We start from the raw sequence: 19,633 nt of genomic DNA, 5'->3' as shown, positions 1-19,633 counted from the left end.
CTACTGTGCGCTCCACAAAGCGGAAAACCTGTGGAGTCGCCATGACAACAACAATCTCCCCACCGCCGCAGTGGTCGCGTCGTCGAGCCGAAAAGGCCCGTCGTCTCGATCAGGTGCAGAGCCTCGCCGATGGCGTGGTACTGCCCAGCGAGCGGATCGTCGAGGCCCTGGAACTCTTGATCGCCCCTGGCGACCGGGTGGTGCTCGAGGGCAACAACCAGAAGCAGGCGGACTTCCTCTCCCGCTCCCTGGCCAAGGCCGACCCCGGCAAGCTGCACGACCTGCACATGATCATGCCGAGCGTCAGTCGCGCCGAGCATCTGGATCTGTTCGAGCGGCAGATCGCGCGCAAGCTCGACTTCTCCTTCGCCGGCCCGCAGAGCCTGCGCATCAGCCAGCTGCTGGAAGACGGCCTGCTGGAAGTCGGCGCCATCCACACCTACATCGAACTTTACTCGCGCCTCTTGGTGGACCTGATCCCCAACGTCGCGCTGGTGGCCGGCTTTCAGGCCGACCGCCACGGCAACATCTACACCGGCCCCAGCACCGAAGACACCCCGGCGCTGGTCGAGCCGACCGCCTTCAGCGACGGCATCGTCATCGTCCAGGTCAACGAGATCGTCGACGAGCTGCCGCGCGTGGACATCCCGGCGAGCTGGGTCGATTTCGTCGTGGTGGCGGACAATCCCTTCTACATCGAGCCGCTGTTCACCCGCGACCCGCGCCACATCAAGCCGGTGCACGTGCTGATGGCGATGATGGCGATCCGCGGCATCTACGAAAAACACAACGTGCAGTCGCTCAACCACGGCATCGGTTTCAACACCGCGGCCATCGAGCTGATCCTGCCGACCTACGGCGAATCCCTCGGCCTGAAAGGCAAGATCTGCCGCAACTGGACGCTCAACCCGCACCCGACGCTGATCCCGGCGATCGAGACTGGCTGGGTCGAGAGCGTGCATTGCTTCGGCACCGAGCTGGGTATGGAGAACTACATCGCCCAGCGCCCGGACGTGTTCTTCACCGGCCGCGACGGCTCGATGCGCTCCAATCGCATGATGTGCCAGCTGGCCGGGCAGTATGCCGTGGACCTGTTCATCGGCGCCACCCTGCAGGTCGATGGTGATGGGCATTCCTCCACCGTCACCCGCGGGCGTCTGGCCGGTTTCGGCGGCGCGCCGAACATGGGCCACGACCCACGCGGTCGCCGCCATCCGACCCCGGCCTGGCTGGACATGGCCATGCCCGGCGGCGAGGCCCCGGTGACCATGCTCGAGCGCGGCAAGAAGCTCGTGGTGCAGATGGTCGAGACCTTCCAGGAAGGCGGCAAACCCACCTTCGTCGAGCAGCTCGATGCGGTGGACGTGGCGAAGAAGAGCGGCATGCCGCTGGCGCCGATCATGATCTACGGCGACGACGTCACCCACCTGCTCACCGAGGAAGGCATCGCCTACCTGTACAAGGCCCGCTCGCTGGAGGAACGCCAGGCGATGATCGCCGCGGTGGCCGGCGTGACCAGCATCGGCCTGCGGCACAACCCGAAGGACACCGAGCGCATGCGCCGCGAAGGGCTGATCGCCCTGCCGGAAGACCTCGGCATCCGTCGCAACGACGCCACCCGCGAGCTGCTCGCCGCCAAGAGCATCGCCGAGCTGGTGGAGTGGTCCGGCGGCCTCTACAACCCGCCTGCCAAGTTCAGGAGCTGGTGATGAGCGCACTCATTGCACGACAGGCGCCGTCCGCGGCCGAGCGCCTGGCCGATCTGGCGGTGCAGGCGCTGGTCGACGAGGCCGACCTGTCGCCCAAGCCGGGGCTGGTCGACCGGCGCGGCAGTGGCGCGCACAGCGATCTGCACCTGGGGCTGATGCACGCCTCGGCGCAGTCGCTGTGGCCGGCGTTCGCCGCCATGGCCGATGCCGCGCGGAGCGAAGGTCGGGTCAGCCAGGCGCTGCGTGAAACCCTCGGCCAGCTGGGCCGCGACGGCGAAGCGGAGATGCTGCGCGTCACCGCCGGGGTCAACACCCATCGCGGCGCGATCTGGGCGCTGGGGCTGCTCAGCGCAGCGGCCATGCTGGAAAGCGGCGCTTCCGGGATCGCCGCCAGCGCGGCCGCCCTGGCGCGGCTGGACGACCCGGCCGCGCCGCACAACCCGGACAGCCACGGCGCGCGGGTCTGCCGTCGCTACGGCGTGCTCGGCGCCCGCGAACAGGCGCAGCACGGCTTTCCCGCGGTCATCGAGCACGGCTTGCCGCAACTCCTGGCCAGTCGCCGCGCCGGCGCCGGCGAGCAGAACGCCAGGCTCGACGCACTGCTGGCGATCATGAGCAGCCTGACCGACACCTGCGTGCTGCATCGCGCCGGTCTTGAAGGGCTGACCCGCATGCAGGCCGGTGCCCGCGCCGTGCTCGAAGCCGGTGGTGCCGCCAGCCTCGCCGGGCGTCGCCAGCTGCGTCTGCTCGATCGCGACATGCTCGCCCTCAACGCCTCGCCGGGCGGCGCCGCCGATCTCCTGGCCGCCACCCTTTTCCTCGACCGCCTGGCGCCGCATGCGCCGGCGCCGACTGGGAGCAACTGAACATGGAAACCCTGTCTTTCGAATTCGCCGCCGGGCAACCCGCCCGCGGCAAGGCCCTGGTCGGCGTGGTCGGCTCGGGCGATCTGGAAGTGCTGCTGGAACCCGGCCAGGCCGGCAGGCTGGCGATCCAGGTCGTCACCTCGGTCAATGGTGCCGAGCAACGCTGGAAGAGCCTGTTCGAGCGGATGTTCCGCGGAGAGACGCCACCGGCATTGAACATCGATATTCACGATTTCGGGGCCACGCCCGGCGTAGTGCGTCTGCGCCTGGAGCAGGGACTGGAGGAGGTCGGCCATGACTGATGTGTCCGCTAACACCGTGGCCCGTTTACTCGCGTCGCGCAGCTTCGTCGAACTCGGTGCCCGCCAGCGTGCCCGCGCGCTGCTGGACGAAGGCAGCTTCCGCGAACTGCTCGATCCGTTCGCTCGCGTCACCTCGCCCTGGCTGCCGAAGCAGGGCATCGTCACCCAGGCCGACGACGGCGTGGTGGTCGCCAAGGGCACCCTTGACGGCCAGCCGGCGGTGATCGCCGCCATCGAAGGCGCCTTCCAGGGCGGCAGCATGGGCGAAGTCGGCGGCGCGAAGATCGCAGGCTTGCTGGAACTGGCTGCCGAAGACAACCGCAACGGCATCCCGACCCGCGCCGTGCTCCTGCTGGAAACCGGCGGCGTGCGTCTGCAGGAAGCCAACCTGGGCCTGGCCGCCATCGCCGAGATCCAGGCGGCCATCGTCGAGCTGCGCGACTACCAGCCGGTGATCGGCGTGGTCGCCGGTTCCGTCGGCTGCTTCGGCGGCATGTCCATCGCGGCCGGGCTGTGCAGCTACCTGGTCGTGACCCGCGAAGCCCGCGTCGGCCTCAACGGCCCGCAGGTGATCGAGCAGGAAGCCGGGCTCGACGAGTACGACTCGCGCGACCGCCCCTTCATCTGGAGCCTGACCGGCGGCGAGCAACGCTACGCCTCGGGTCTGGTGGACGCCTACGTGGCCGACGACACCGACGCCATCCGCGCGCAACTGCACGAACTGTTCGCCCTCGGCAAGCCGCTGCAGCCGCGCAGCCGCCGCCACGCCTGGTACCTCCAGCGCCTGGCCGACGTCGACACCCGCACGCAGCTCGATGCCGCCGCCGTGCGTGCCCTCTACGAAGGAGATGCCCCATGAGCCGTGGATTGAACTGGTTGCAAGCCCTGGCCGGCGGCCAGGTACAGGCGGGCTATCCGGCCTCGGTGAAGGTGGTCGACGGCACCCTCGGTGAGCGCGCCGCCCGCTATATCGCCGTGGTGCCGGACGCCGAGAATCCCTTCCCGCGCGCGCGCAATGGCGAGGTCGGTCTGCTCGAAGGCTGGGCCCTGGGCCAGGCGCTGGACGAGGTGATCGCGGCCGATCGCGACAAGGCGGACAAGCGTGTGGTGGTCGCCGTGGTCGACGTGCCGAGCCAGGCCTATGGCCGCCGCGAGGAGGCGCTGGGCATTCACCAGGCGCTGGCCGGTGCGGTGGACGGCTATGCCCGTGCGCGGCTGGCCGGGCACCCGGTGATCGCGCTGCTGGTGGGCAAGGCCATGTCCGGTGCCTTTCTCGCTCATGGCTATCAGGCCCAGCGGATCATCGCCCTGCGCGATCCGGGCGTGATGGTGCATGCGATGGGCAAGGCCGCCGCGGCGCGCATCACCCTGCGCAGCGTCGAGGAGCTGGAAGCCCTGGCCGAATCGGTGCCGCCGATGGCCTACGACATCGACAACTACGCGACCCTCGGCCTGCTCTGGGAAACCCTCGCCGTGGATAGCATCGAACAGCCCTCGGCGGATGATCTGGGGCGTGTGCGCGACTGTCTCGCCAAGGCCGTCGCGGACATCGGCGGCAGCAGCGACCTGCGCGGCCGTCTCGGCGCGCCGAATCGCGAGGCGTCGTCGCGGGTGCGCGAACTGTTGCGCGCGCAGTGGTAGCGAACACCTGAGCGGCGGTATCGCCGGACCCGTCAGCGACTCGACAACAACAATCACGAGGAGGCTGTAGATGCACGACACACCTCGCCCCCACGACCTGCTCTGGGGTATGCGTCCCGAGCAGTTGCCGGCCGATGCCCCGGCCTGGGCGGTGGCCGTGCTCGCCGCCGGCCAGCCGGTGGTGGTGCGTCGCGCCGTCGTCGCGCCAGGGCAGGTGGCGGTCGGCCTGCGTGGCGCCACGCGAGACCAGCGTCTGGCCGCGCTGATGCCGATCGCCGCGATCAGCCAGCGGCTGACACCGGAGCAGCTGCTCGATCGTCGCGCCAGCGAGGACCTGCCGGTGTTCCGCGTGCTGGCAGGCCTGCGTCCGCTGCTCGATGCGCTCGGCCATGCCTGGGGTGTCACCGGCTCGGCCGGCTTTCAGCTCGCCACCGGCTTGTCGGCGGCGCATCCGGACAGCGATCTGGACCTGCTGCTCAGGGCCGAACGGCCGCTGCCGCGCAGCGAGGCGCGCCCGCTGCTGCAGCTGCTTGAAGGCCGCGCCTGCCGCGTCGACCTGCAACTGGAAACCCCGCTGGGCGGTGTGGCGCTCGGCGAATGGGCCGGTGGCGCCGCACGGGTGCTGGTCAAGACCGCCGAAGGACCGCGCCTGGTCGGTAACCCCTGGGTAGAGGAGCGGGTGGCATGAGCAGCCTGTTTGCCTTTCCCGGCCAGGGCGCGCAAAAGCCCGGCATGCTCCGGCGACTGCCCGAGGCGCCGGAAGTCGCCGCGACCCTGGCCGAGGCCAGTGCCGTGCTCGGCGAGGATGCGCTGCGGCTCGATTCGGCCGAGGCGCTGCAATCGACCCGCGCGGTGCAGCTCTGCCTGCTGATCGCCGGTGTCGCCGGGGCGCGCCTGCTGATGCGCGATGGCCAGCGGCCGGACTACGTCGCCGGGCTGTCCATCGGTGCCTATGCCGCGGCGGTTGTCGCCGAGTCGCTGACGTTCGCCGACGCCCTGCGCCTGGTCGCCCTGCGCGGCGAGCTGATGCAGCAGGCCTATCCCGAGGGCTACGGCATGACCGCCATCCTCGGCCTGGCGCTGGGCACGGTGGAAAAGCTGCTGGCCGAAGCCGAAGGGTCGGTGCACCTGGGCAACATCAACGCCGACAACCAGCTCGTCATCGCCGGCAGCGATGCCGCCATGGCCGCGGTCGCCGCGCGGGCTAAGGCGCTGGGTGCCTCCTGCGCGCGACGCCTGGCGATGAGCGTGCCCTCGCACTGCGTGCTGCTCGAGCAGCCGGCGCGGGCGCTGGCCGAAGCCTTCGCCGAGGTGGAGGTGCGCGCACCGCGGATTCGCTACCTCAGCGGCTCGTCTGCACGCCCGATATTCGATATCGAGCGCCTGCGCGACGACCTGGCCTTCAACATGTGCCGCGTCGTCGACTGGCACGGCACCCTGCGCACCGCCTTTGAGCGCGGCGTGCGCCTGCACATCGAGCTGCCGCCGGGCCAGGTGCTCACCGGGCTGGCGCGGCGGGTTTTCGAACAGGGTACGCTGGTCGCCTTCGACGGCGCCCGGCTCGACACACTGGACGCCTTGCTGCGTCAGGAGGGCAGCCAGAGCCGATAGACCGCGTGCAGCACCCGGGCGAGCCTTCGCCCAGATCGATGGATAACAACAACGACCTCGACAACACGCACCGACGCCTTCTGCAGGCCCGGCGCAACCCAAAAGGACAAGAACAATGATCATCTTTGGTGTGGCCTTCCTGGCCTTGTGTACCCTCATCGGCATCTTCGTCGGTGAGCTGCTCGGCAAGCTGATCGGCGTGCCGGCCAACGTCGGCGGCGTCGGTATCGCCATGGTGCTGCTGATCCTCGTCGGCAGCTACCTGAAGAACCGTGGCCTGTTCAAGGCCGAGACCGAACAGGGCGTGAAGTTCTGGAGCGCCGTCTACATCCCGATCGTGGTCGCCATGGCCGCGCAGCAGAACGTCTACGGTGCGCTGTCCGGCGGCCCGATGGCGATCCTCGCCGGCGTCGCCGCGGTGGCCCTGGCTTTCGCCCTGGTGCCGGTGCTGGACCGCATCGGCCGAAAAAAGCCTGAGGCCGAGCCGGTTGCCGCCGCCAAGCCCGCCACCAGCAGCGCACGGGGGTAATGGCCATGTACGAGTCCCTGATGAAAGTGATTTCCGGCTACGGCCTGATCAGCGGCTTCGCCCTTATCGGCGCGACCATGTGGCTGTCCTACTGGCTGTCGGACAAGCTCACCAAGGGCCGCCTGCACGGCTCGGCGGTGGCCATCCTCATCGGCCTGCTGCTGTCCTACATCGGCGGCGTGGTCACCGGCGGGCAGAAGGGCCTGGTGGACATCGCCCTGTTCTCCGGTATCGGCCTGCTCGGCGGCGCCATGCTGCGTGACTTCGCCATCGTCGCCACCGGTTTCGGCGTCAGCGTCGAGGAACTCAAGCGCGCCGGTTTCGTCGGTGTGCTGGCGTTGTTCATCGGCGTGTTCGCCTCGTTCGTGGCGGGCGTGGGCGTGGCCATGGCCTTCGGTTACACCGATGCGGTCAGCCTGACCACCATCGGCACCGGCGCGGTGACCTACATCGTCGGTCCGGTGACCGGCGCGGCGATCGGCGCCAGCTCCGAGGTGATGGCGCTGTCGATTGCTGCCGGCCTGGTCAAGGCGATCCTGGTGATGATCGCGACCCCCTTCGTCGCCCCGCTGATCGGTCTGAACAACCCGCGCTCGGCGGTGATCTTCGGCGGCCTGATCGGCACCTCCAGCGGCGTCGCCGGCGGCCTGGCGGCCACCGATCCGAAGCTGGTGCCCTACGGCTGCCTGACCGCGGCGTTCTACACCGCCCTCGGCTGCCTGCTCGGCCCGTCGCTGCTGTTCTTCGTCATGCGCGGGCTGCTCGGCTGAGGTGCGGAAGAAGAAGCGGTGGAAAAGGCTGCGCCGTTTTCCACCCTACGGCCGGTATGCGTAGGGTGGAAAACTCGCAACGCGATTTTCCACCTGTCAGACCGTCGGCTGGCTCCTGAGCAAAGCCGGGGGGTTACAGCGGCGCTTTTTTCTGGCAGGGTGTCACCTGCGATGCGCGACCATTTGCCACAGCTGGCCAGTGACGCGCATCGATGTGCTAGCGGGAGAGACTGCCGTCAGGCAGCGCCGAAGGAGCAACCGCCCCGGAAACTCTCAGGCAAAAGGACCGCTACCACCGCTGAAACTCTGAAGAGCCGCCCGGTTTTCGTCGCCGGGCGCACCGAAGGAGCAAGCGAGCGCCGTATCGGCTCGTGAATCTCTCAGGTCCAGAACAGAGGGGGCGCCCGCCGCGCGTTGGGCGCGCGGGCTATGACCCCCTGACGTTCTGGAGCACGACAATGAAAACAATCGCAGTCATCGGTGGCGGCATCACCGGCGTCACCACCGCCTATGCCCTGGCCAAGCGCGGCTTCGCCGTCACCCTGCTGGAAAAGCACCGCTACGCGGCCATGGAGACCTCGTTCGCCAATGGCGGCCAACTCTCGGCCTCCAATGCCGAGGTGTGGAACCACTGGTCGACGATCGTCAAGGGCCTCAAGTGGATGCTCAAGAGCGACGCGCCGCTGCTGGTCAACCCCAAGCCCAGCTGGCACAAGCTGTCCTGGTTCGCCGAGTTCATCGGCTCGATCCCCAACTACCGCCAGAACACCGTCGAGACCGCTCGGCTGGCCATCGCCGCGCGCGAGCACCTGTTCGCCTGGGCCGAAGCCGAAGGCATCGACTTCGACCTGAAGAAGAAGGGCATCCTGCACATCTACCGCGACAAGGCCGGTTTCGAGCATGCCGCTGAGGTCTCGCGCCTGCTCGCCGAAGGCGGCCTGCCGCGGCGCAGCGTGACCCCCGAGGAGATGCGCGCCATCGAGCCGACCCTGGCCGGCAGCTATTACGGCGGCTACTACACCGAGTGCGATTCCACCGGCGACATCCACAAGTTCACCCATGGGCTGGCCACCGCCATCGAACGGCTCGGCGTGCGCTGCCGCTACGGCGTCGAGGTGAAGTCGGTGGCCAGCGACGGCAAGGGCGCCAGCGTGGTGCTGGCCGGCAGCGAGGGTGACGAGCGCCTGGCATTCGACGGCCTGGTGGTCTGCGCCGGCACCGCCAGCCGCGCCCTGGCCGCGCAGCTGGGCGACCGGGTGAACATCTATCCGGTCAAGGGCTACTCGATCACCGTCAACCTGAACGACGAGCTCAGTCGTGCCTCGGCGCCGACCGTCAGCCTGCTCGACGACGAGACCAAGCTGGTCAGCAGCCGCCTGGGCGACGACCGCTTCCGCGTCGCCGGCACCGCCGAGTTCAACGGTTACAACCGCGACATTCGCGCCGATCGCATCCGCCCGCTGGTGGACTGGGTCAACCAGTGCTTCCCCGGCGTCAACACCCGCAGCGTGGTGCCCTGGGCCGGTCTGCGGCCGATGCTGCCGAACATGATGCCCCGTGTCGGCCGCGGCAAATCGCCGTGCGTGTTCTACAACACCGGCCACGGCCATCTGGGCTGGACGCTGAGCGCGATCACCGCGGACATGATCGGCGATGTGGTGACGCAGAGCCTCGGCCGCCCGGCGCCGGTAGCGCCCGGGCAGCCGGTCGTCGCCTAGCTGGACATGCGCGTAGGGTGGAAGACGGCGAAGCCTCTTCCACCGGCTGTGGTGGCGACCATCCCGGCCCGAGTGGCCCCACGCCGACGCGTGGAAAACCGCTTCGCGGGTTTTCCACCCTACGCCGCTTCAGGCGCGTAGGTTGGGTTGAGGAGCGCAGCGACGAAGCCCAACACGTTGTGCCCCCTGTTGGGCTTCGCTGCGCTCAGCGCCAACCTACCGCGAGCCCAGCCAATCTGCGCCGCTTCAGCTCGGGTGCTTCAGGCTGTACATGCGGCACTCGGCGAGCAGCGCCAGCAGGTTGGGATCGCGCTCCTTGGCCTTGAGGAACACCACGCCGATATGCTGCTGCAGGTGGTAGCGCGCCTGCAGCGGGATCAACCGCACGCGTGATTCGTAGACCATCCCCACGCGCCCCGGCAGCAAGGCGTAGCCGACCCCGGAATTGACCATGCTGAGCAGGGTGAAGATGTCGTTCACCTGCATCGCCACCTTCGGTTCGAACCCCGCCAGCTGGAATACCCGGTTGCCGTCCTGGTGGGTGGCGAAACCCTGCGACAGGGTGATGAAGGTGGCGTCGCGCAGGTCGCTGAGGTCGACCTCGGATTGCTCGGCGAAGGGCGAGTCGGCCGGCGCGGCGAGGAAGATGTCGTCGGAGAACAGCGGTACCTGCTCGCAGTCCGAATCGGCGACGCTCTCGTTGAGCGACACCAGGATCGCATCCAGCTCCATGTTCTTCAGCTTGTAGAGCAGGTCGACGTTGGAACCGAGGATCAGGTCGATGTTGAGCTCGCTGCGGCGCAGCTTCAGGCCCATGATCAGCTGCGGCACGGTCTTCACCGTCAACGAATAGAGCGCGCCGAGCTTGAAGCGCTCGGCCGAGAAGCCGGCCGCCTCGCGGGTCTGGCGCACCGTCTCGAGCACGTCCTTGACCAGTTGCTGGGCGCGCTCCTCGAGCACATAGGCGCTTTCCAGCGGGATCAGGTTGCGCCCCTCATGCTTGAACAGCGGGCAGCGCAGGGCGCTTTCCAGCGAGTGGATGGCGCGGTGCACGCTGACGTTGCTGGTGTTCAGCTCCACCGCCGCCTTGCCCAGGTTGCCGCTGCGCATGAAGGCCAGAAACACTTCCAGCTTCTTCAGGGTCAGTTCTTCGTCGATCTGCATGGCTTTTGCTGCTCCGCGGGCGGGCCGTCGATTATGCCGAAGCCGCGCGCAGCGTGCTGCCGGCCGCGCCTCACCAGCGCAGCAGGCGCGGCCCGAGCAGCGCGCCGAGGGCGCTGGGCAGCAGCATGCCGAGCAGGTACCAGAGCGCCCAGAACGGCACGGCCATTTCCGGGCAATGCAGGCTGTAGGCGAGCGCGGCGATGGCCCCGGCGAGCAGGCCGGCCGCCGCGCCGGCCAGGCGCAGGCGGGTCGGCGCCAGGCCGCGCAGTGCCCAGAACATGCCGATGAAGGTCGGCACCGACAGCAGCGCGATGTTCCACGGGCACTCGCGCCAGGTGCTGCCGAGCAGCAACGGCCAGCGCGCCTCGGCCGGCGCGGCGAGCAGGATCGCCAGTGCGGCGGCCCAGACCAGCGCCACCGGTGCGGCCAGCAGCAGCCAGCAGTTGCCCGCACGCATGCCCGGGCGCGCCATGCGCGTGGCCAGCAGCAGCGCGCCGAGCAACAGCGCCGTCGGTAGCGCGAGCTTGGCCCAGAACAGCGGCGTCCCGGCGATTGCCGCGAGGTCGGCGCGAATGCCGAAACCGGTCGCGATCAGCAGTAGCGCGGCGGCCAGGCCGAGCAACAATGCCATGCCGAAACGCTTGGCGACGACGCGCCGATCCACCGGTGACACGCCGGTGGCGAGCAGGGTAATCAGGTCATCGGTGTTCATCGTGTACCTCGAATCTTCGCTGCCAGTGCCTTCAGGCCGCGGTGGATGCCGACCTTGACCGCCGAACTGGAGAGCCCGGTCAGGCGTGCGGTTTCCTCCACCGACAGTCCCTGCAGCTTCACATGGACGATCGGCAGGCGCTGGCGCGCCGGCAACTGCTCCAGCAGCTTGCCGAGGTCGCGGCGGGCCTCGGCCGGCTCGCTATCCTGCAGTGCGAGCAGCTCGGCGTTGTCGTCCAGCCGGTCGTGGCGCGCCGCATGGCGTGCGCGCGAACGGTAGTAATCGGCCAGCTTGTAGCGGCTGATGGCCTGTACCCAGGCCGTCAGCGGCTGGTCGCGGCGATAGGTCTGCCGCGCGTTGTGCACCGCCAGCAGCACTTCCTGCAGCAGGTCCTCGACATCGCCGGGCTGCTGCAGGCGCCGCTGCAGGTAGCCGCGCAGGTGCGTGCCGAGCTGGGTGAGGAATGCCCGGTACGCCGCCTCGTCGCCGTCGAGCCCGCGCAGCAGCAACGTGCGCAGCTGCGCTTCGCGTGCCTGGAGTATCTGTTGAGGAGTAGTTCGTTCCATCGAGCGCTCGGGTTACAGGTGGAGCGAGGATTCGTCGGCAGGGGCCCGGTAGGGCCGCGAATGCAACGCCGTCCACGGTAGAGGCGCGCCCGGAAAATCTCAAAATAAAATTTTCCGCTGTAACCGTGGCGGCAGGTGCGGCGAATTACCTCACGAGCCATCTGCAGATTCGCCGGTGGCCATTCAACCGATTGCGGAGAACCTTGCCATGAAGACTCTCAACCTTGCTGCCGCCGCCCTGGCGCTCGCTTCGATCGCCGCGGGCGTCCAGGCCGCCGAAACCGACAAGGGCGACATGGAGAAATGCTACGGCGTGGCCATGGCCGGCCAGAACGACTGCAAGGCCGGCGCCGGAACCAGCTGTGCCGGTACCTCGAAGCGGGACTACCAGGGCAATGCCTGGAAGCTGGTGCCCGCCGGCACCTGCACCTCGATCGAGACGCCCAAGGGCATGGGCTCGCTGACCCCGATCGAGCGCTGACGGTGGAGGCGCCGGCCATGAATGCCGTGCTCGGTGCGGGCCTCGGGCTCAAGCCCGAGCACTACGCGCAGGCGAGCGCCTGCGTGGCGGATGGGCTGTGGTTCGAGGTCCACCCGGAGAACTACATGGTCGGCGGCGGCCCCCGGCTCGAGTGGCTGGAGGCCGTGGCCGCGCGGCACCCGCTGTCGCTGCATGGCGTATCGCTGTCGCTGGCGGCCGACTGCCCGCCCGACGAGGCGCACCTGCGCCGGCTCGGGGCGCTGGCCGAACGGGTGCGGCCGGTGCTGGTCTCCGAACACCTGGCCTGGTCGAGCTGGCGCGGCCACTACCATCCCGACCTGCTGCCGTTCCCGCGTACCCACGCGGCGCTCGCACGTATCGCCGCGAACATCGAGCGGACCCAGGACGTGCTGGGGCGGCGTATCGCCATCGAGAACCCCAGCCATTACCTGCGCTTCGACCAGCACCAGTGGGACGAGATCGAATTTCTCGCCGAACTCAGCCGGCGCACCGGTTGCGGCCTGCTGCTGGACGTCAACAACGTGCAGGTCAGCGCACACAACCTGGGATTTTCCGCGACCGATTACCTGCAACGCTTCCCGGCCGAACCGGTGATGGAGATTCACCTCGCCGGGCATAGCCTGGACGGCCCGTCGGCGTTGCTGATCGATTCGCATGACGCGCCGGTGGATGCGGCCGTCTGGGCGCTGTACCGGCAACTGATCGAGCGCATCGGTCCGCGTCCGACACTGATCGAGCGCGACGACCGGCTGCCACCCTTCGACGCGCTGCTGGCCGAACGCTCGCTCGCCCAGCAGGTACTGGAGCACGTCGGAGGCTGGCAATGAACGGCTCGCTGGCGGCATTCCAGGATGCCTTCGTCGCGGCGCTCTACGACAGCCCCGACGCCGCGCCGGATGCGCTGGCCGGATTGCAGGCGCAACCCGGCTTCGCGGTGTACCGCAATAGCCTGATCAAGGGCTGCGTCGAGGCCTTGCGCGCCAATTTCCCCACCGTCGAGCGGCTGGTGGGCGGCGAGTGGTTCGCCGCCGCCGCGGCGCTGCATGCCCGCCAGGCGCCTCCCGTCAGCGGCTCGCTGCTCGAATACGGCGCAACCTTTCCGGCCTTTCTGCAGGCCTTCGAGCCGGCACGGGATCTGCCCTACCTGGGCGGGGTCGCGCAACTGGACCGGCTATGGCTCGAGGTGTTCGGCGCTGCGCAACAGCCCGTCCTGGCAGTCACTACGCTGGCCTCGCAGAGCCCCGCGACCCTGGCCCGGCAGGTGCTGCGACCCCGCGCAGCGGTGCGCTGGCAGTGGTTCGCCGAGCTGCCGGTGTACAGCATCTGGAGCTGCAACCGGGAGGCGCGCGAGGTGCCGGATACGCTGCGCTGGCAAGGCGAGGGCGTGCTGCTCAGCCGTCACGCCGGCGCGATCGGCTGGCAACCGCTGGAGCGGGCCGGCTGTGCGTTCCTCGATGCCTGCGCCAGCGGGCTCGACCTGGAACAGGCCAGCGCCGCGGCGCTGGCGATAGACCCCGAACTCGATTTCACCGACCTGCTCGGCCGGCTGCTGGCGGCAGGCGCGTTCGCCGCCGTGGTGGCGCCGGCGCAACCTGCATGAGGAGACCGTCATGGACACTTCCCAGGTCCAGCACGCCAGCGCGCCGATGCGCCTGCGCCGGCAGTGGAACCGTTTGGCGCACTGGCTGCAGCGGCTGCTCGGCGATTCGCTGCTGAGCCTGGTAGCGCGGCTGGCCGTCGCGGCGATCTTCTTCCTTTCCGGGCGCACCAAGGTGACCGGCGTGCTGGAAATTACCCCGGTGACCTTCGAGCTGTTTCGCAGCGAATACCCGCTGCCACTGCTGCCGCCATACCTGGCGGCGCACCTGGCGACCTACGCCGAACACCTGTTTCCGCTGCTGCTGGTGCTCGGCCTGTTCACCCGGCTGTCGGCCCTGGCGCTGCTGCTGATGACGCTGGTGATCCAGCTGTTCGTCTACCCCGACGCCTGGTCGACCCACCTGAGCTGGGCCGGCCTGCTGCTGCTGATCATCGGGCGCGGCGCCGGCACGGTCTCGCTGGATCGCTGGCTGGGCATCCGTTAGTGGCCTGTTTGGTCCGTTCAGTTAGTCAATTTCGGCGCCCCGGGCCCCGATACGGCGTTGCCGCTCCTCGCCATAGCCCCGCTATGGCTCGTCACAGCGCCTTGTCTCGGAGCCCGGACCATCCGAACTTGAATCAACCAACTAACCGCACAGGCCACTAGGACGCGGGGTCAGGCGAAGATCGTGTCTTCGTCGTCCGGAAGCTCATCGGTCACGAACACGCGGGCATGCCCGCTCTGCTCGTCTTCGATCCTGAGGCCGAAGTAGAGGGCATCGTTGGCGTCCCAGAACGCCTCGACCTGGGCCAGCGGAGCCTGTTCGAGCAGGACCTGGCCGGTGTGTTCGAGGATGATGGAATAGCGTTTGTCAGCGGGCATGGGGAAATGACTCTGATCATCGGGATGGGCTGCGGGCAACCGTGATGTCATTTTGTCACTTCACGGGCCCCGTTCCCCAGCCGTTCATCGCCACGAGGCAAATGCCCGCCGAATGGTCGTGGAATGCTCGATCCAGGTGCGCATCGATTGGCTCGGCAATTGCACGGACTGCCCTTCCCAGCACAGAGGATTTCGTTCGAGCATGACCGACAGGACAGACTTCGAGGTAGACAACAGTCCGGCGCTCTGGCGTTCCCAGGAGATGCTGCTGCTCCAGCAGGTCATGGCGCTGGCCGGCAGGGACTTCGCGGTGGAACCGGTGTTCAAGGAAATGCTGCATCTGCTTTCCGAGCTGCTCGGGCTGAACCGTGGCCGGATCGTGCTGCTCGATCCGGATGGCCGTGGCGGGCACATCCATTACGCCTACGGCCTGACCGACGACGAAGTAGCGCTGGGCCGCTACGCACTCGGCGAGGGGATCACCGGTCGGGTGCTGGCGCATGGGCAGCTCATCATCGTGCAGGACATCGACAAGGAGCCGGTCTTCCTCGGCCGCATGGTTGAACGCAGCAAGCTGCCGGCCGGGCCGGTGTCCTTCATCGCATTGCCGATCCAGATCGGCCAGCAGACCGTGGGGGTGCTGGCCTGCCATCGCATCCGCATGCGTGCGCGACCGCTGGCCGACGACCTGACCGTCCTGCGCATCCTCGCCACGCTCGCCGGGCAGTTGCTGCACCTGCGAGGCTACATCGAGGAGAAGACCCGCGCCCTGGCCCAGCACAACGACCTGCTGACCCGCGCCCTGCATGCCGACGCCACGCGTTATGGCATCGTTGGCAATTCGCCCGAGTTGCTGCGCGCCATTTCCGAGTTGGAGCGGGTTTCGGATGCCACCGCCAGCGTGTTGCTGCTCGGCGAGTCCGGGACCGGCAAGGAACTGTTCGCCCGCGCCCTGCACCTGGCCAGCCCGCGGCGTGACAAGCCATTCATCAAGGTCAATTGCGCGGCGATTCCCGACAGCCTGTTCGAGTCCGAGTTGTTCGGCTACGAACGCGGCGCCTTCACCGGGGCCACTGCCCTGCGCGCCGGCTGGTTCGAGCAGGCCGATGGCGGCACCATTTTCCTCGACGAGATCGGCGAGCTGCCGCTGACCATGCAGACCAAGCTGTTGCGCACCCTGCAGGAAGGCACCATCACCCGGCTCGGCGGCAAGCGTGAGATCCGTATCGATGTGCGTCTGGTGGCGGCGACCAATCGCGACCTGGCCAGCGAGGTGGGGCGCGGGCTGTTTCGCCAGGACCTCTACTACCGCCTCAACGTCATCCCCATCCACCTGCCGTCGCTGGCCGAGCGGCGCAGCGACATCCCGGCACTGGCGATGCATTTCCTCAACCGGGTCAACCAGGCGAACCAGCGCAACATCAACCTGACCGGTGATGCCATCGCCCGGCTGCAGGCCTACCCCTGGCCGGGCAATATCCGCGAGCTGTCCAATGTCATCGAGCGCGTGGTGCTGCTGGCCGATCGCTCTCTGCTCGGCGCCGCGGACCTGGAACCGTTCCTGGCCGGCGGCGAGGCCGTCGGGGACGTGCGAGCACAGGCGACGGTGGACGATGGCCGAGGCGAGGTGGCCATGGCCGTGCGGCCCTACGCGCCGGCGGGCTCGCATAGCGCCGACGAGCTGCGCCAGGCGCTGGCGCGCTGCGGCGGCAACAAGTCGCGTGCCGCGCAATCGCTCGGGCTGACGCCGCGGCAGTTCGGCTATCGCTGGGAAAAGCTCGGCCTGTAGCGGGCGCCTTCCTGCCATTCGGGTCGGCCGATGACATTGTTTACATTGTTTCCAATCTGTTCGTTGGGTATGCCGCCAGATGCGCGGAAAGCGAGCCTTAAATTTCATATCTAATTGATATAAAAGGAATTTTATTGAGTATTCGGTGATTGGCATAACCTCTGCAATGACCCCGACGAGACCAGAAGAGCAGCCCGCTGCTCAGTTTGAATCCCCGTTGGAGAATGCCATGTCCGCCGCACCCGCCACCTGTGCCACCACCGTCAAGACCTACCTGAAGCCGATCGACCGCGACAGCCTGATGGGTTTCGCCGAGAAGGGCCGCAACAACCCCGCCAGCCGGGGCACCAACAAAGTCCACACCGTGATGCAGGGGATGTACCGCAGCCTCAGCTACGTCGGCGAGCATACGCCGGTGGTGGTGGATGAGCCGCTGCACCTGTTCGGCGAGGACACCGCGCCGGCGCCGGGAGAGATCGTGCTGTCCGGCCTGGGCGGCTGCCTGGCGGTGGGCATCACGGCGGTGGCGACCTGGAAGCAGGTGAAGCTGAGCCGCCTGGAAGTGTTCCTCGAAGCGGACATCGGCAACCCGGCGGCCTGGGGTGCCGGTGGTGCAGAGATGCAGCCGGCGCAGATGGGTTTCCAGGAAATCCGCGTGAAGGTGCTGGTGGAGGGCGATGCGAGCCGCGAGGAGCTGGAGGAGATCGTGCGCCAGGCCAATTTCTACTCGCCGGTGGCCAACTCCATGCGCAACCCGATCCCGTTCAGTATCGCCCTGGCCGACTGAGCCTCATCCCGCAGGAGGAATGCCGTCATGCACAGCGCCGTTGTCGTTTCCCCTTCGTCCGTCGCCGGCCTGGCCGATGAGCGCTTGCTCGCCGAAGTCCGCCGTATCGCGGCGGGGCCGCTGGCCCAGTTGGCTAGCCGGATCGACCACGAAGGCCATTACCCCCTGGAGATCATGACCCGGCTCGGCGAGGCGGGAGCCCTGGGCGCCCACCTGCAGAGCCGGGGAGGGCGCTACGATATTGCCCTGGCCGCCATGCAGGAGGTTAGCCGCAGTTGCGGCTCCACCGGCTTCCTTGTCTGGTGCCAGGACGTCTGCGGCCTCTATATGGAGCAGTCGGACAACCCGGCGCTGTTGGCGCGCCTGTCAGATCACGCGCAGGGCCGGACGTTCGGCGGCACCGGCCTGTCGAACCCGATGAAAGCCTTGGCCGGCATCGAGAACATGCTGCTGCGTGCGCGCAAGGTGCCGGGGGGCTACCGCGTCAGCGGCTCGTTGCCCTGGGTCAGCCATATTGCCCAGGGCCAGTACTGCGGGGCCATCGCCGCCGTGGAGCGTGACGATGGCTCGCGGTCCCACGAAATCATGTTTCTGCTCGACATCGATGCGCGCGTGGAGCTTCGCGCCTGCCCGGCCTTTTCCGGGATGGAAGGCACCAGCACATGGCGCATCCAGCTCGACGACTATTTCGTCGGCGAAGACGGCCTGATCGCCGATCCGGCCCGTCCGTTCATCGCGCGCATCCGTGCGGCCTTCATCCTGCTGCAGGCCGGGATGGCCACCGGCCTGGTCCAGGGCAGCCTGGACGCGATGCGCGAGGTCGAGCCGGTGCTGGGCCATGTCAACCACTTCCTGCACGACCGGCCCGAGGAAATCCAGGCCGAGTTCGAGGAACTGGGCGGGCGAATCATGCAGCTGGCGCGCAACCCCTTCGACGGCAGCAAGGACTACCTGCTGGATGTGCTCGACGCCCGCACCCAGGGCGCCGAACTGGCCCTGCGCGCCACCCAGTCGGCGCTCATGCACCAGGGTGCGCGTGGCTATCTGCGCAGCGCGGCGCCCCAGCGGCGTATGCGCGAGGCGCAGTTCGTCGCCATCGTAACCCCGGCGATCAAGCACCTGCGCTGGGAAATGGCCCGCCTGATGAAAGAGGAGCTGCCGGCATGAGCGACATGACCCGGGCCTGGCGGCAGTTCATCTGCCGTGCCTGCGGCCTGATCTACGACGAGGAACTGGGCGACCCGGACAGCGGGTTGGCGCCGGGGACCCGCTTCGAGGACATTCCCGATGACTGGGAATGCCCGCTGTGCGGCGTCACCAAGCTGGACTTCGAGCCCTACCTGCGCCGCGCCGTGCCACCGGCCGCCGCGCTGCCGGCCGGGCCGCGTGGCACCGGCATCGTGGTGGTCGGCGCCGGCCTGGCCGGCTGGGCCACCGTCGAGGCGCTGCGCGAGCGGGATGCGGAGGTGCCGATCACCCTGGTCAGCGGCTGCAGGGGCGACCGCTATCACAAGCCGGAACTGTCGCTGGCGCTGAGCCGCGGCCTGACGGCCGAGTCGCTGGTGCGCGAGACGGCCACCGAAGCGGCGTGCCGGCTCGGCGTGCGGCTGTACAGCGAAACCTTCGTGGTCGGCCTGAGCCCGGCATTGCACCAGTTGCGCACCACCCGCGGCACCCTGGGCTACACCCGGCTGGTGCTCGCCCAGGGCGCGCGTCCGGCATTACCGGCGGTATTGCCGCCGGCGCTGTGCTGGCGGGTGAACGATCTGGCCGGCTGGACTGGCCTGCAGGCGCAACTGGCCAAGGGGCCGCAGCGGGTCGCCATCGTTGGTGCCGGCATGGTCGGCTGCGAACTGGCCGAGGATTTTGCCCGCGCCGGCCACCGGGTCGTCCTGCTGGACCGCCAGCCCCAGCCGCTCGGCCGTCTGCTGCCGGAGCCGGCGGCACGGCGCCTGCGCCAGAGCCAGACGGAGCTTGGCATCGACTACCGTGGCGAGGTGGACGTGACCGCGGTCAGCGTCCTGGCCGATGGCGGCAAATGCATCGAGACCCGCTGCGGCCAGCGCCTGGTGGTCGACCAGATCGTCGCCGCCACCGGGCTGGCCACCGACCCGCGCCTGGCGCGCCAGGCCGGGCTGGCCTTCGACCAGGGCATCCGCGTCGATCCGCTCAGCCTGCGTACCAGCGCCGAGGACATCCATGCGCTGGGCGATTGCATCAGCCTGGATGGCGCTCCCTGTCGCTTCATCGAACCGATCGGCCGGCAGGCCCGGGCAATCGCCCAGGCCTTGCTGGGTGGCGAGGGCGGCGACTATTGCCACCGCGTCCCGGTAATCCGCCTCAAGACCCGCAGCCTGCCCATCGAATTGCATGGCACACCCTGTGCAGATGGCCAATGGCATGTGGTGAGCGAAAACGACGACTACCTGCTCATGGAGCAGCAGGTCGATGGGCATATCACTTCAACCTTGCGTGTCGGTCAGGCCAGCGCTGCCTGACCGTGTGA

The 19,633-nt window shown here is 68.3% G+C and carries 22 protein-coding genes and 1 riboswitch; of the genes, 18 read left to right on the top strand and 4 right to left on the bottom strand.

Annotation, left to right across the window (positions count from 1 at the left end):
• Positions 1-41 precede the first annotated feature (41 nt).
• From mdcA to CXK94_RS02690, 10 genes are all read left to right on the top strand, one after another.
• Positions 42-1,709 (top strand): malonate decarboxylase subunit alpha, encoded by a 1,668-nt coding sequence (gene mdcA, locus CXK94_RS02735; RefSeq protein ID WP_102893173.1) that lies wholly within the window; start codon positions 42-44, stop codon positions 1,707-1,709.
• Positions 1,709-2,575, top strand: a complete 867-nt coding sequence (locus tag CXK94_RS02730; RefSeq protein ID WP_102893172.1) for a triphosphoribosyl-dephospho-CoA synthase — start codon at positions 1,709-1,711, stop codon at positions 2,573-2,575. Before mdcA ends, CXK94_RS02730 begins: the two co-directional genes overlap by 1 nt.
• A 2-nt stretch (positions 2,576-2,577) precedes the next feature.
• Positions 2,578-2,877 (top strand): malonate decarboxylase subunit delta, encoded by a 300-nt coding sequence (locus CXK94_RS02725; RefSeq protein WP_102893171.1) that lies wholly within the window; start codon positions 2,578-2,580, stop codon positions 2,875-2,877.
• Positions 2,870-3,736 carry a biotin-independent malonate decarboxylase subunit beta gene (locus CXK94_RS02720; protein WP_037044607.1) on the top strand — a complete coding sequence of 289 codons (867 nt, stop codon included), beginning with the start codon at positions 2,870-2,872 and terminating at the stop codon, positions 3,734-3,736. Before CXK94_RS02725 ends, CXK94_RS02720 begins: the two co-directional genes overlap by 8 nt.
• Positions 3,733-4,518, top strand: coding sequence for a biotin-independent malonate decarboxylase subunit gamma (mdcE, locus tag CXK94_RS02715; protein ID WP_037044609.1), 786 nt, complete (start codon positions 3,733-3,735; stop codon positions 4,516-4,518). The genes CXK94_RS02720 and mdcE overlap by 4 nt, the downstream gene beginning before the upstream one ends.
• A gap of 70 nt (positions 4,519-4,588) precedes the next feature.
• On the top strand, positions 4,589-5,206 hold the full coding sequence (locus CXK94_RS02710) for a malonate decarboxylase holo-ACP synthase (protein ID WP_037044611.1): 618 nt from the start codon (positions 4,589-4,591) through the stop codon (positions 5,204-5,206).
• Positions 5,203-6,129 carry a malonate decarboxylase subunit epsilon gene (mdcH, locus tag CXK94_RS02705; protein WP_102893170.1) on the top strand — a complete coding sequence of 309 codons (927 nt, stop codon included), beginning with the start codon at positions 5,203-5,205 and terminating at the stop codon, positions 6,127-6,129. Before CXK94_RS02710 ends, mdcH begins: the two co-directional genes overlap by 4 nt.
• A 115-nt stretch (positions 6,130-6,244) precedes the next feature.
• Positions 6,245-6,658, top strand: coding sequence for a malonate transporter subunit MadL (gene madL, locus CXK94_RS02700; protein ID WP_037044613.1), 414 nt, complete (start codon positions 6,245-6,247; stop codon positions 6,656-6,658).
• Positions 6,659-6,663: 5 nt separating this feature from the next.
• A complete protein-coding gene (gene madM, locus CXK94_RS02695; RefSeq protein WP_037044617.1) occupies positions 6,664-7,428 on the top strand; it encodes a malonate transporter subunit MadM in 765 nt (254 codons plus the stop codon).
• A 211-nt stretch (positions 7,429-7,639) separates the two neighbouring features.
• A riboswitch (glycine riboswitch) is annotated at positions 7,640-7,727 on the top strand.
• A 159-nt stretch (positions 7,728-7,886) separates the two neighbouring features.
• On the top strand, positions 7,887-9,146 hold the full coding sequence (locus CXK94_RS02690) for a D-amino acid dehydrogenase (protein WP_102893169.1): 1,260 nt from the start codon (positions 7,887-7,889) through the stop codon (positions 9,144-9,146).
• 246 nt (positions 9,147-9,392) lie between these two features.
• Here CXK94_RS02690 and CXK94_RS02685 read toward each other — a convergent pair whose 3' ends face one another.
• The 3 genes from CXK94_RS02685 to CXK94_RS02675 form a co-directional block, all read right to left on the bottom strand.
• Positions 9,393-10,310 carry a LysR family transcriptional regulator gene (locus CXK94_RS02685; RefSeq protein WP_102893168.1) on the bottom strand — a complete coding sequence of 306 codons (918 nt, stop codon included), beginning with the start codon at positions 10,308-10,310 and terminating at the stop codon, positions 9,393-9,395.
• A gap of 70 nt (positions 10,311-10,380) precedes the next feature.
• On the bottom strand, positions 10,381-11,022 hold the full coding sequence (locus CXK94_RS02680; RefSeq protein WP_102893167.1) for a DUF1109 domain-containing protein: 642 nt from the start codon (positions 11,020-11,022) through the stop codon (positions 10,381-10,383).
• A complete protein-coding gene (locus CXK94_RS02675) occupies positions 11,019-11,588 on the bottom strand; it encodes a sigma-70 family RNA polymerase sigma factor (protein ID WP_037045060.1) in 570 nt (189 codons plus the stop codon). Before CXK94_RS02675 ends, CXK94_RS02680 begins: the two co-directional genes overlap by 4 nt.
• Before the next feature lie 208 nt (positions 11,589-11,796).
• Between CXK94_RS02675 and CXK94_RS02670 the strand changes: the two genes are divergently transcribed.
• The 4 genes from CXK94_RS02670 to CXK94_RS02655 are packed head-to-tail and all read left to right on the top strand — an operon-like array spanning position 11,797 to position 14,174.
• Entirely contained in the window at positions 11,797-12,069 is a 273-nt protein-coding gene (locus CXK94_RS02670; protein ID WP_102893166.1) for a DUF2282 domain-containing protein, read from the top strand.
• 17 nt (positions 12,070-12,086) lie between these two features.
• Positions 12,087-12,917, top strand: a complete 831-nt coding sequence (locus tag CXK94_RS02665; RefSeq protein ID WP_037045067.1) for a DUF692 domain-containing protein — start codon at positions 12,087-12,089, stop codon at positions 12,915-12,917.
• The gene (locus CXK94_RS02660; RefSeq protein WP_037045058.1) at positions 12,914-13,690 is read left to right on the top strand and encodes a DNA-binding domain-containing protein; all 777 of its coding nucleotides are present in this window, start codon (positions 12,914-12,916) and stop codon (positions 13,688-13,690) included. The genes CXK94_RS02665 and CXK94_RS02660 overlap by 4 nt, the downstream gene beginning before the upstream one ends.
• A gap of 10 nt (positions 13,691-13,700) precedes the next feature.
• On the top strand, positions 13,701-14,174 hold the full coding sequence (locus CXK94_RS02655; RefSeq protein WP_037045053.1) for a DoxX family protein: 474 nt from the start codon (positions 13,701-13,703) through the stop codon (positions 14,172-14,174).
• Positions 14,175-14,344: 170 nt separating this feature from the next.
• On the opposite strand, the gene CXK94_RS02650 is transcribed toward CXK94_RS02655, so the two are convergent.
• Entirely contained in the window at positions 14,345-14,551 is a 207-nt protein-coding gene (locus tag CXK94_RS02650) for a hypothetical protein (RefSeq protein ID WP_102893165.1), read from the bottom strand.
• Positions 14,552-14,753: 202 nt separating this feature from the next.
• Between CXK94_RS02650 and CXK94_RS02645 the strand changes: the two genes are divergently transcribed.
• From CXK94_RS02645 to CXK94_RS02630, 4 genes are all read left to right on the top strand, one after another.
• A complete protein-coding gene (locus CXK94_RS02645; RefSeq protein ID WP_037045065.1) occupies positions 14,754-16,340 on the top strand; it encodes a sigma-54 interaction domain-containing protein in 1,587 nt (528 codons plus the stop codon).
• A 229-nt stretch (positions 16,341-16,569) separates the two neighbouring features.
• Entirely contained in the window at positions 16,570-17,127 is a 558-nt protein-coding gene (locus CXK94_RS02640) for an OsmC family protein (protein ID WP_102893164.1), read from the top strand.
• A gap of 27 nt (positions 17,128-17,154) precedes the next feature.
• Positions 17,155-18,294, top strand: coding sequence for an acyl-CoA dehydrogenase family protein (locus CXK94_RS02635; protein ID WP_037045379.1), 1,140 nt, complete (start codon positions 17,155-17,157; stop codon positions 18,292-18,294).
• Positions 18,291-19,625: an FAD-dependent oxidoreductase gene (locus CXK94_RS02630; protein WP_102893163.1), complete on the top strand. Its 1,335-nt coding sequence runs from the start codon at positions 18,291-18,293 to the stop codon at positions 19,623-19,625. Before CXK94_RS02635 ends, CXK94_RS02630 begins: the two co-directional genes overlap by 4 nt.
• Positions 19,626-19,633 lie beyond the last annotated feature (8 nt).

This window comes from Stutzerimonas stutzeri, assembly GCF_002890915.1.
Taxonomy (GTDB): Bacteria; Pseudomonadota; Gammaproteobacteria; order Pseudomonadales; family Pseudomonadaceae; genus Stutzerimonas; species Stutzerimonas stutzeri_AF.
Note: the sequence above shows the minus strand (reverse complement) of the source record. Positions and strands in the feature narration are given on the sequence as shown.

Excerpts from the sequence above, each read along its gene's own strand:
- mdcA (WP_102893173.1), top strand. The coding sequence starts at position 42 with ATGACAACAACAATCTCCCCACCGCCGCAGTGGTCGCGTCGTCGAGCC.
- CXK94_RS02730 (WP_102893172.1), top strand. The coding sequence starts at position 1,709 with ATGAGCGCACTCATTGCACGACAGGCGCCGTCCGCGGCCGAGCGCCTG.
- CXK94_RS02725 (WP_102893171.1), top strand. The coding sequence starts at position 2,578 with ATGGAAACCCTGTCTTTCGAATTCGCCGCCGGGCAACCCGCCCGCGGC.
- CXK94_RS02720 (WP_037044607.1), top strand. The coding sequence starts at position 2,870 with ATGACTGATGTGTCCGCTAACACCGTGGCCCGTTTACTCGCGTCGCGC.
- mdcE (WP_037044609.1), top strand. The coding sequence starts at position 3,733 with ATGAGCCGTGGATTGAACTGGTTGCAAGCCCTGGCCGGCGGCCAGGTA.
- CXK94_RS02710 (WP_037044611.1), top strand. The coding sequence starts at position 4,589 with ATGCACGACACACCTCGCCCCCACGACCTGCTCTGGGGTATGCGTCCC.
- mdcH (WP_102893170.1), top strand. The coding sequence starts at position 5,203 with ATGAGCAGCCTGTTTGCCTTTCCCGGCCAGGGCGCGCAAAAGCCCGGC.
- madL (WP_037044613.1), top strand. The coding sequence starts at position 6,245 with ATGATCATCTTTGGTGTGGCCTTCCTGGCCTTGTGTACCCTCATCGGC.
- madM (WP_037044617.1), top strand. The coding sequence starts at position 6,664 with ATGTACGAGTCCCTGATGAAAGTGATTTCCGGCTACGGCCTGATCAGC.
- CXK94_RS02690 (WP_102893169.1), top strand. The coding sequence starts at position 7,887 with ATGAAAACAATCGCAGTCATCGGTGGCGGCATCACCGGCGTCACCACC.
- CXK94_RS02685 (WP_102893168.1), bottom strand. The coding sequence starts at position 10,310 with ATGCAGATCGACGAAGAACTGACCCTGAAGAAGCTGGAAGTGTTTCTG.
- CXK94_RS02680 (WP_102893167.1), bottom strand. The coding sequence starts at position 11,022 with ATGAACACCGATGACCTGATTACCCTGCTCGCCACCGGCGTGTCACCG.
- CXK94_RS02675 (WP_037045060.1), bottom strand. The coding sequence starts at position 11,588 with ATGGAACGAACTACTCCTCAACAGATACTCCAGGCACGCGAAGCGCAG.
- CXK94_RS02670 (WP_102893166.1), top strand. The coding sequence starts at position 11,797 with ATGAAGACTCTCAACCTTGCTGCCGCCGCCCTGGCGCTCGCTTCGATC.
- CXK94_RS02665 (WP_037045067.1), top strand. The coding sequence starts at position 12,087 with ATGAATGCCGTGCTCGGTGCGGGCCTCGGGCTCAAGCCCGAGCACTAC.
- CXK94_RS02660 (WP_037045058.1), top strand. The coding sequence starts at position 12,914 with ATGAACGGCTCGCTGGCGGCATTCCAGGATGCCTTCGTCGCGGCGCTC.
- CXK94_RS02655 (WP_037045053.1), top strand. The coding sequence starts at position 13,701 with ATGGACACTTCCCAGGTCCAGCACGCCAGCGCGCCGATGCGCCTGCGC.
- CXK94_RS02650 (WP_102893165.1), bottom strand. The coding sequence starts at position 14,551 with ATGCCCGCTGACAAACGCTATTCCATCATCCTCGAACACACCGGCCAG.
- CXK94_RS02645 (WP_037045065.1), top strand. The coding sequence starts at position 14,754 with ATGACCGACAGGACAGACTTCGAGGTAGACAACAGTCCGGCGCTCTGG.
- CXK94_RS02640 (WP_102893164.1), top strand. The coding sequence starts at position 16,570 with ATGTCCGCCGCACCCGCCACCTGTGCCACCACCGTCAAGACCTACCTG.
- CXK94_RS02635 (WP_037045379.1), top strand. The coding sequence starts at position 17,155 with ATGCACAGCGCCGTTGTCGTTTCCCCTTCGTCCGTCGCCGGCCTGGCC.
- CXK94_RS02630 (WP_102893163.1), top strand. The coding sequence starts at position 18,291 with ATGAGCGACATGACCCGGGCCTGGCGGCAGTTCATCTGCCGTGCCTGC.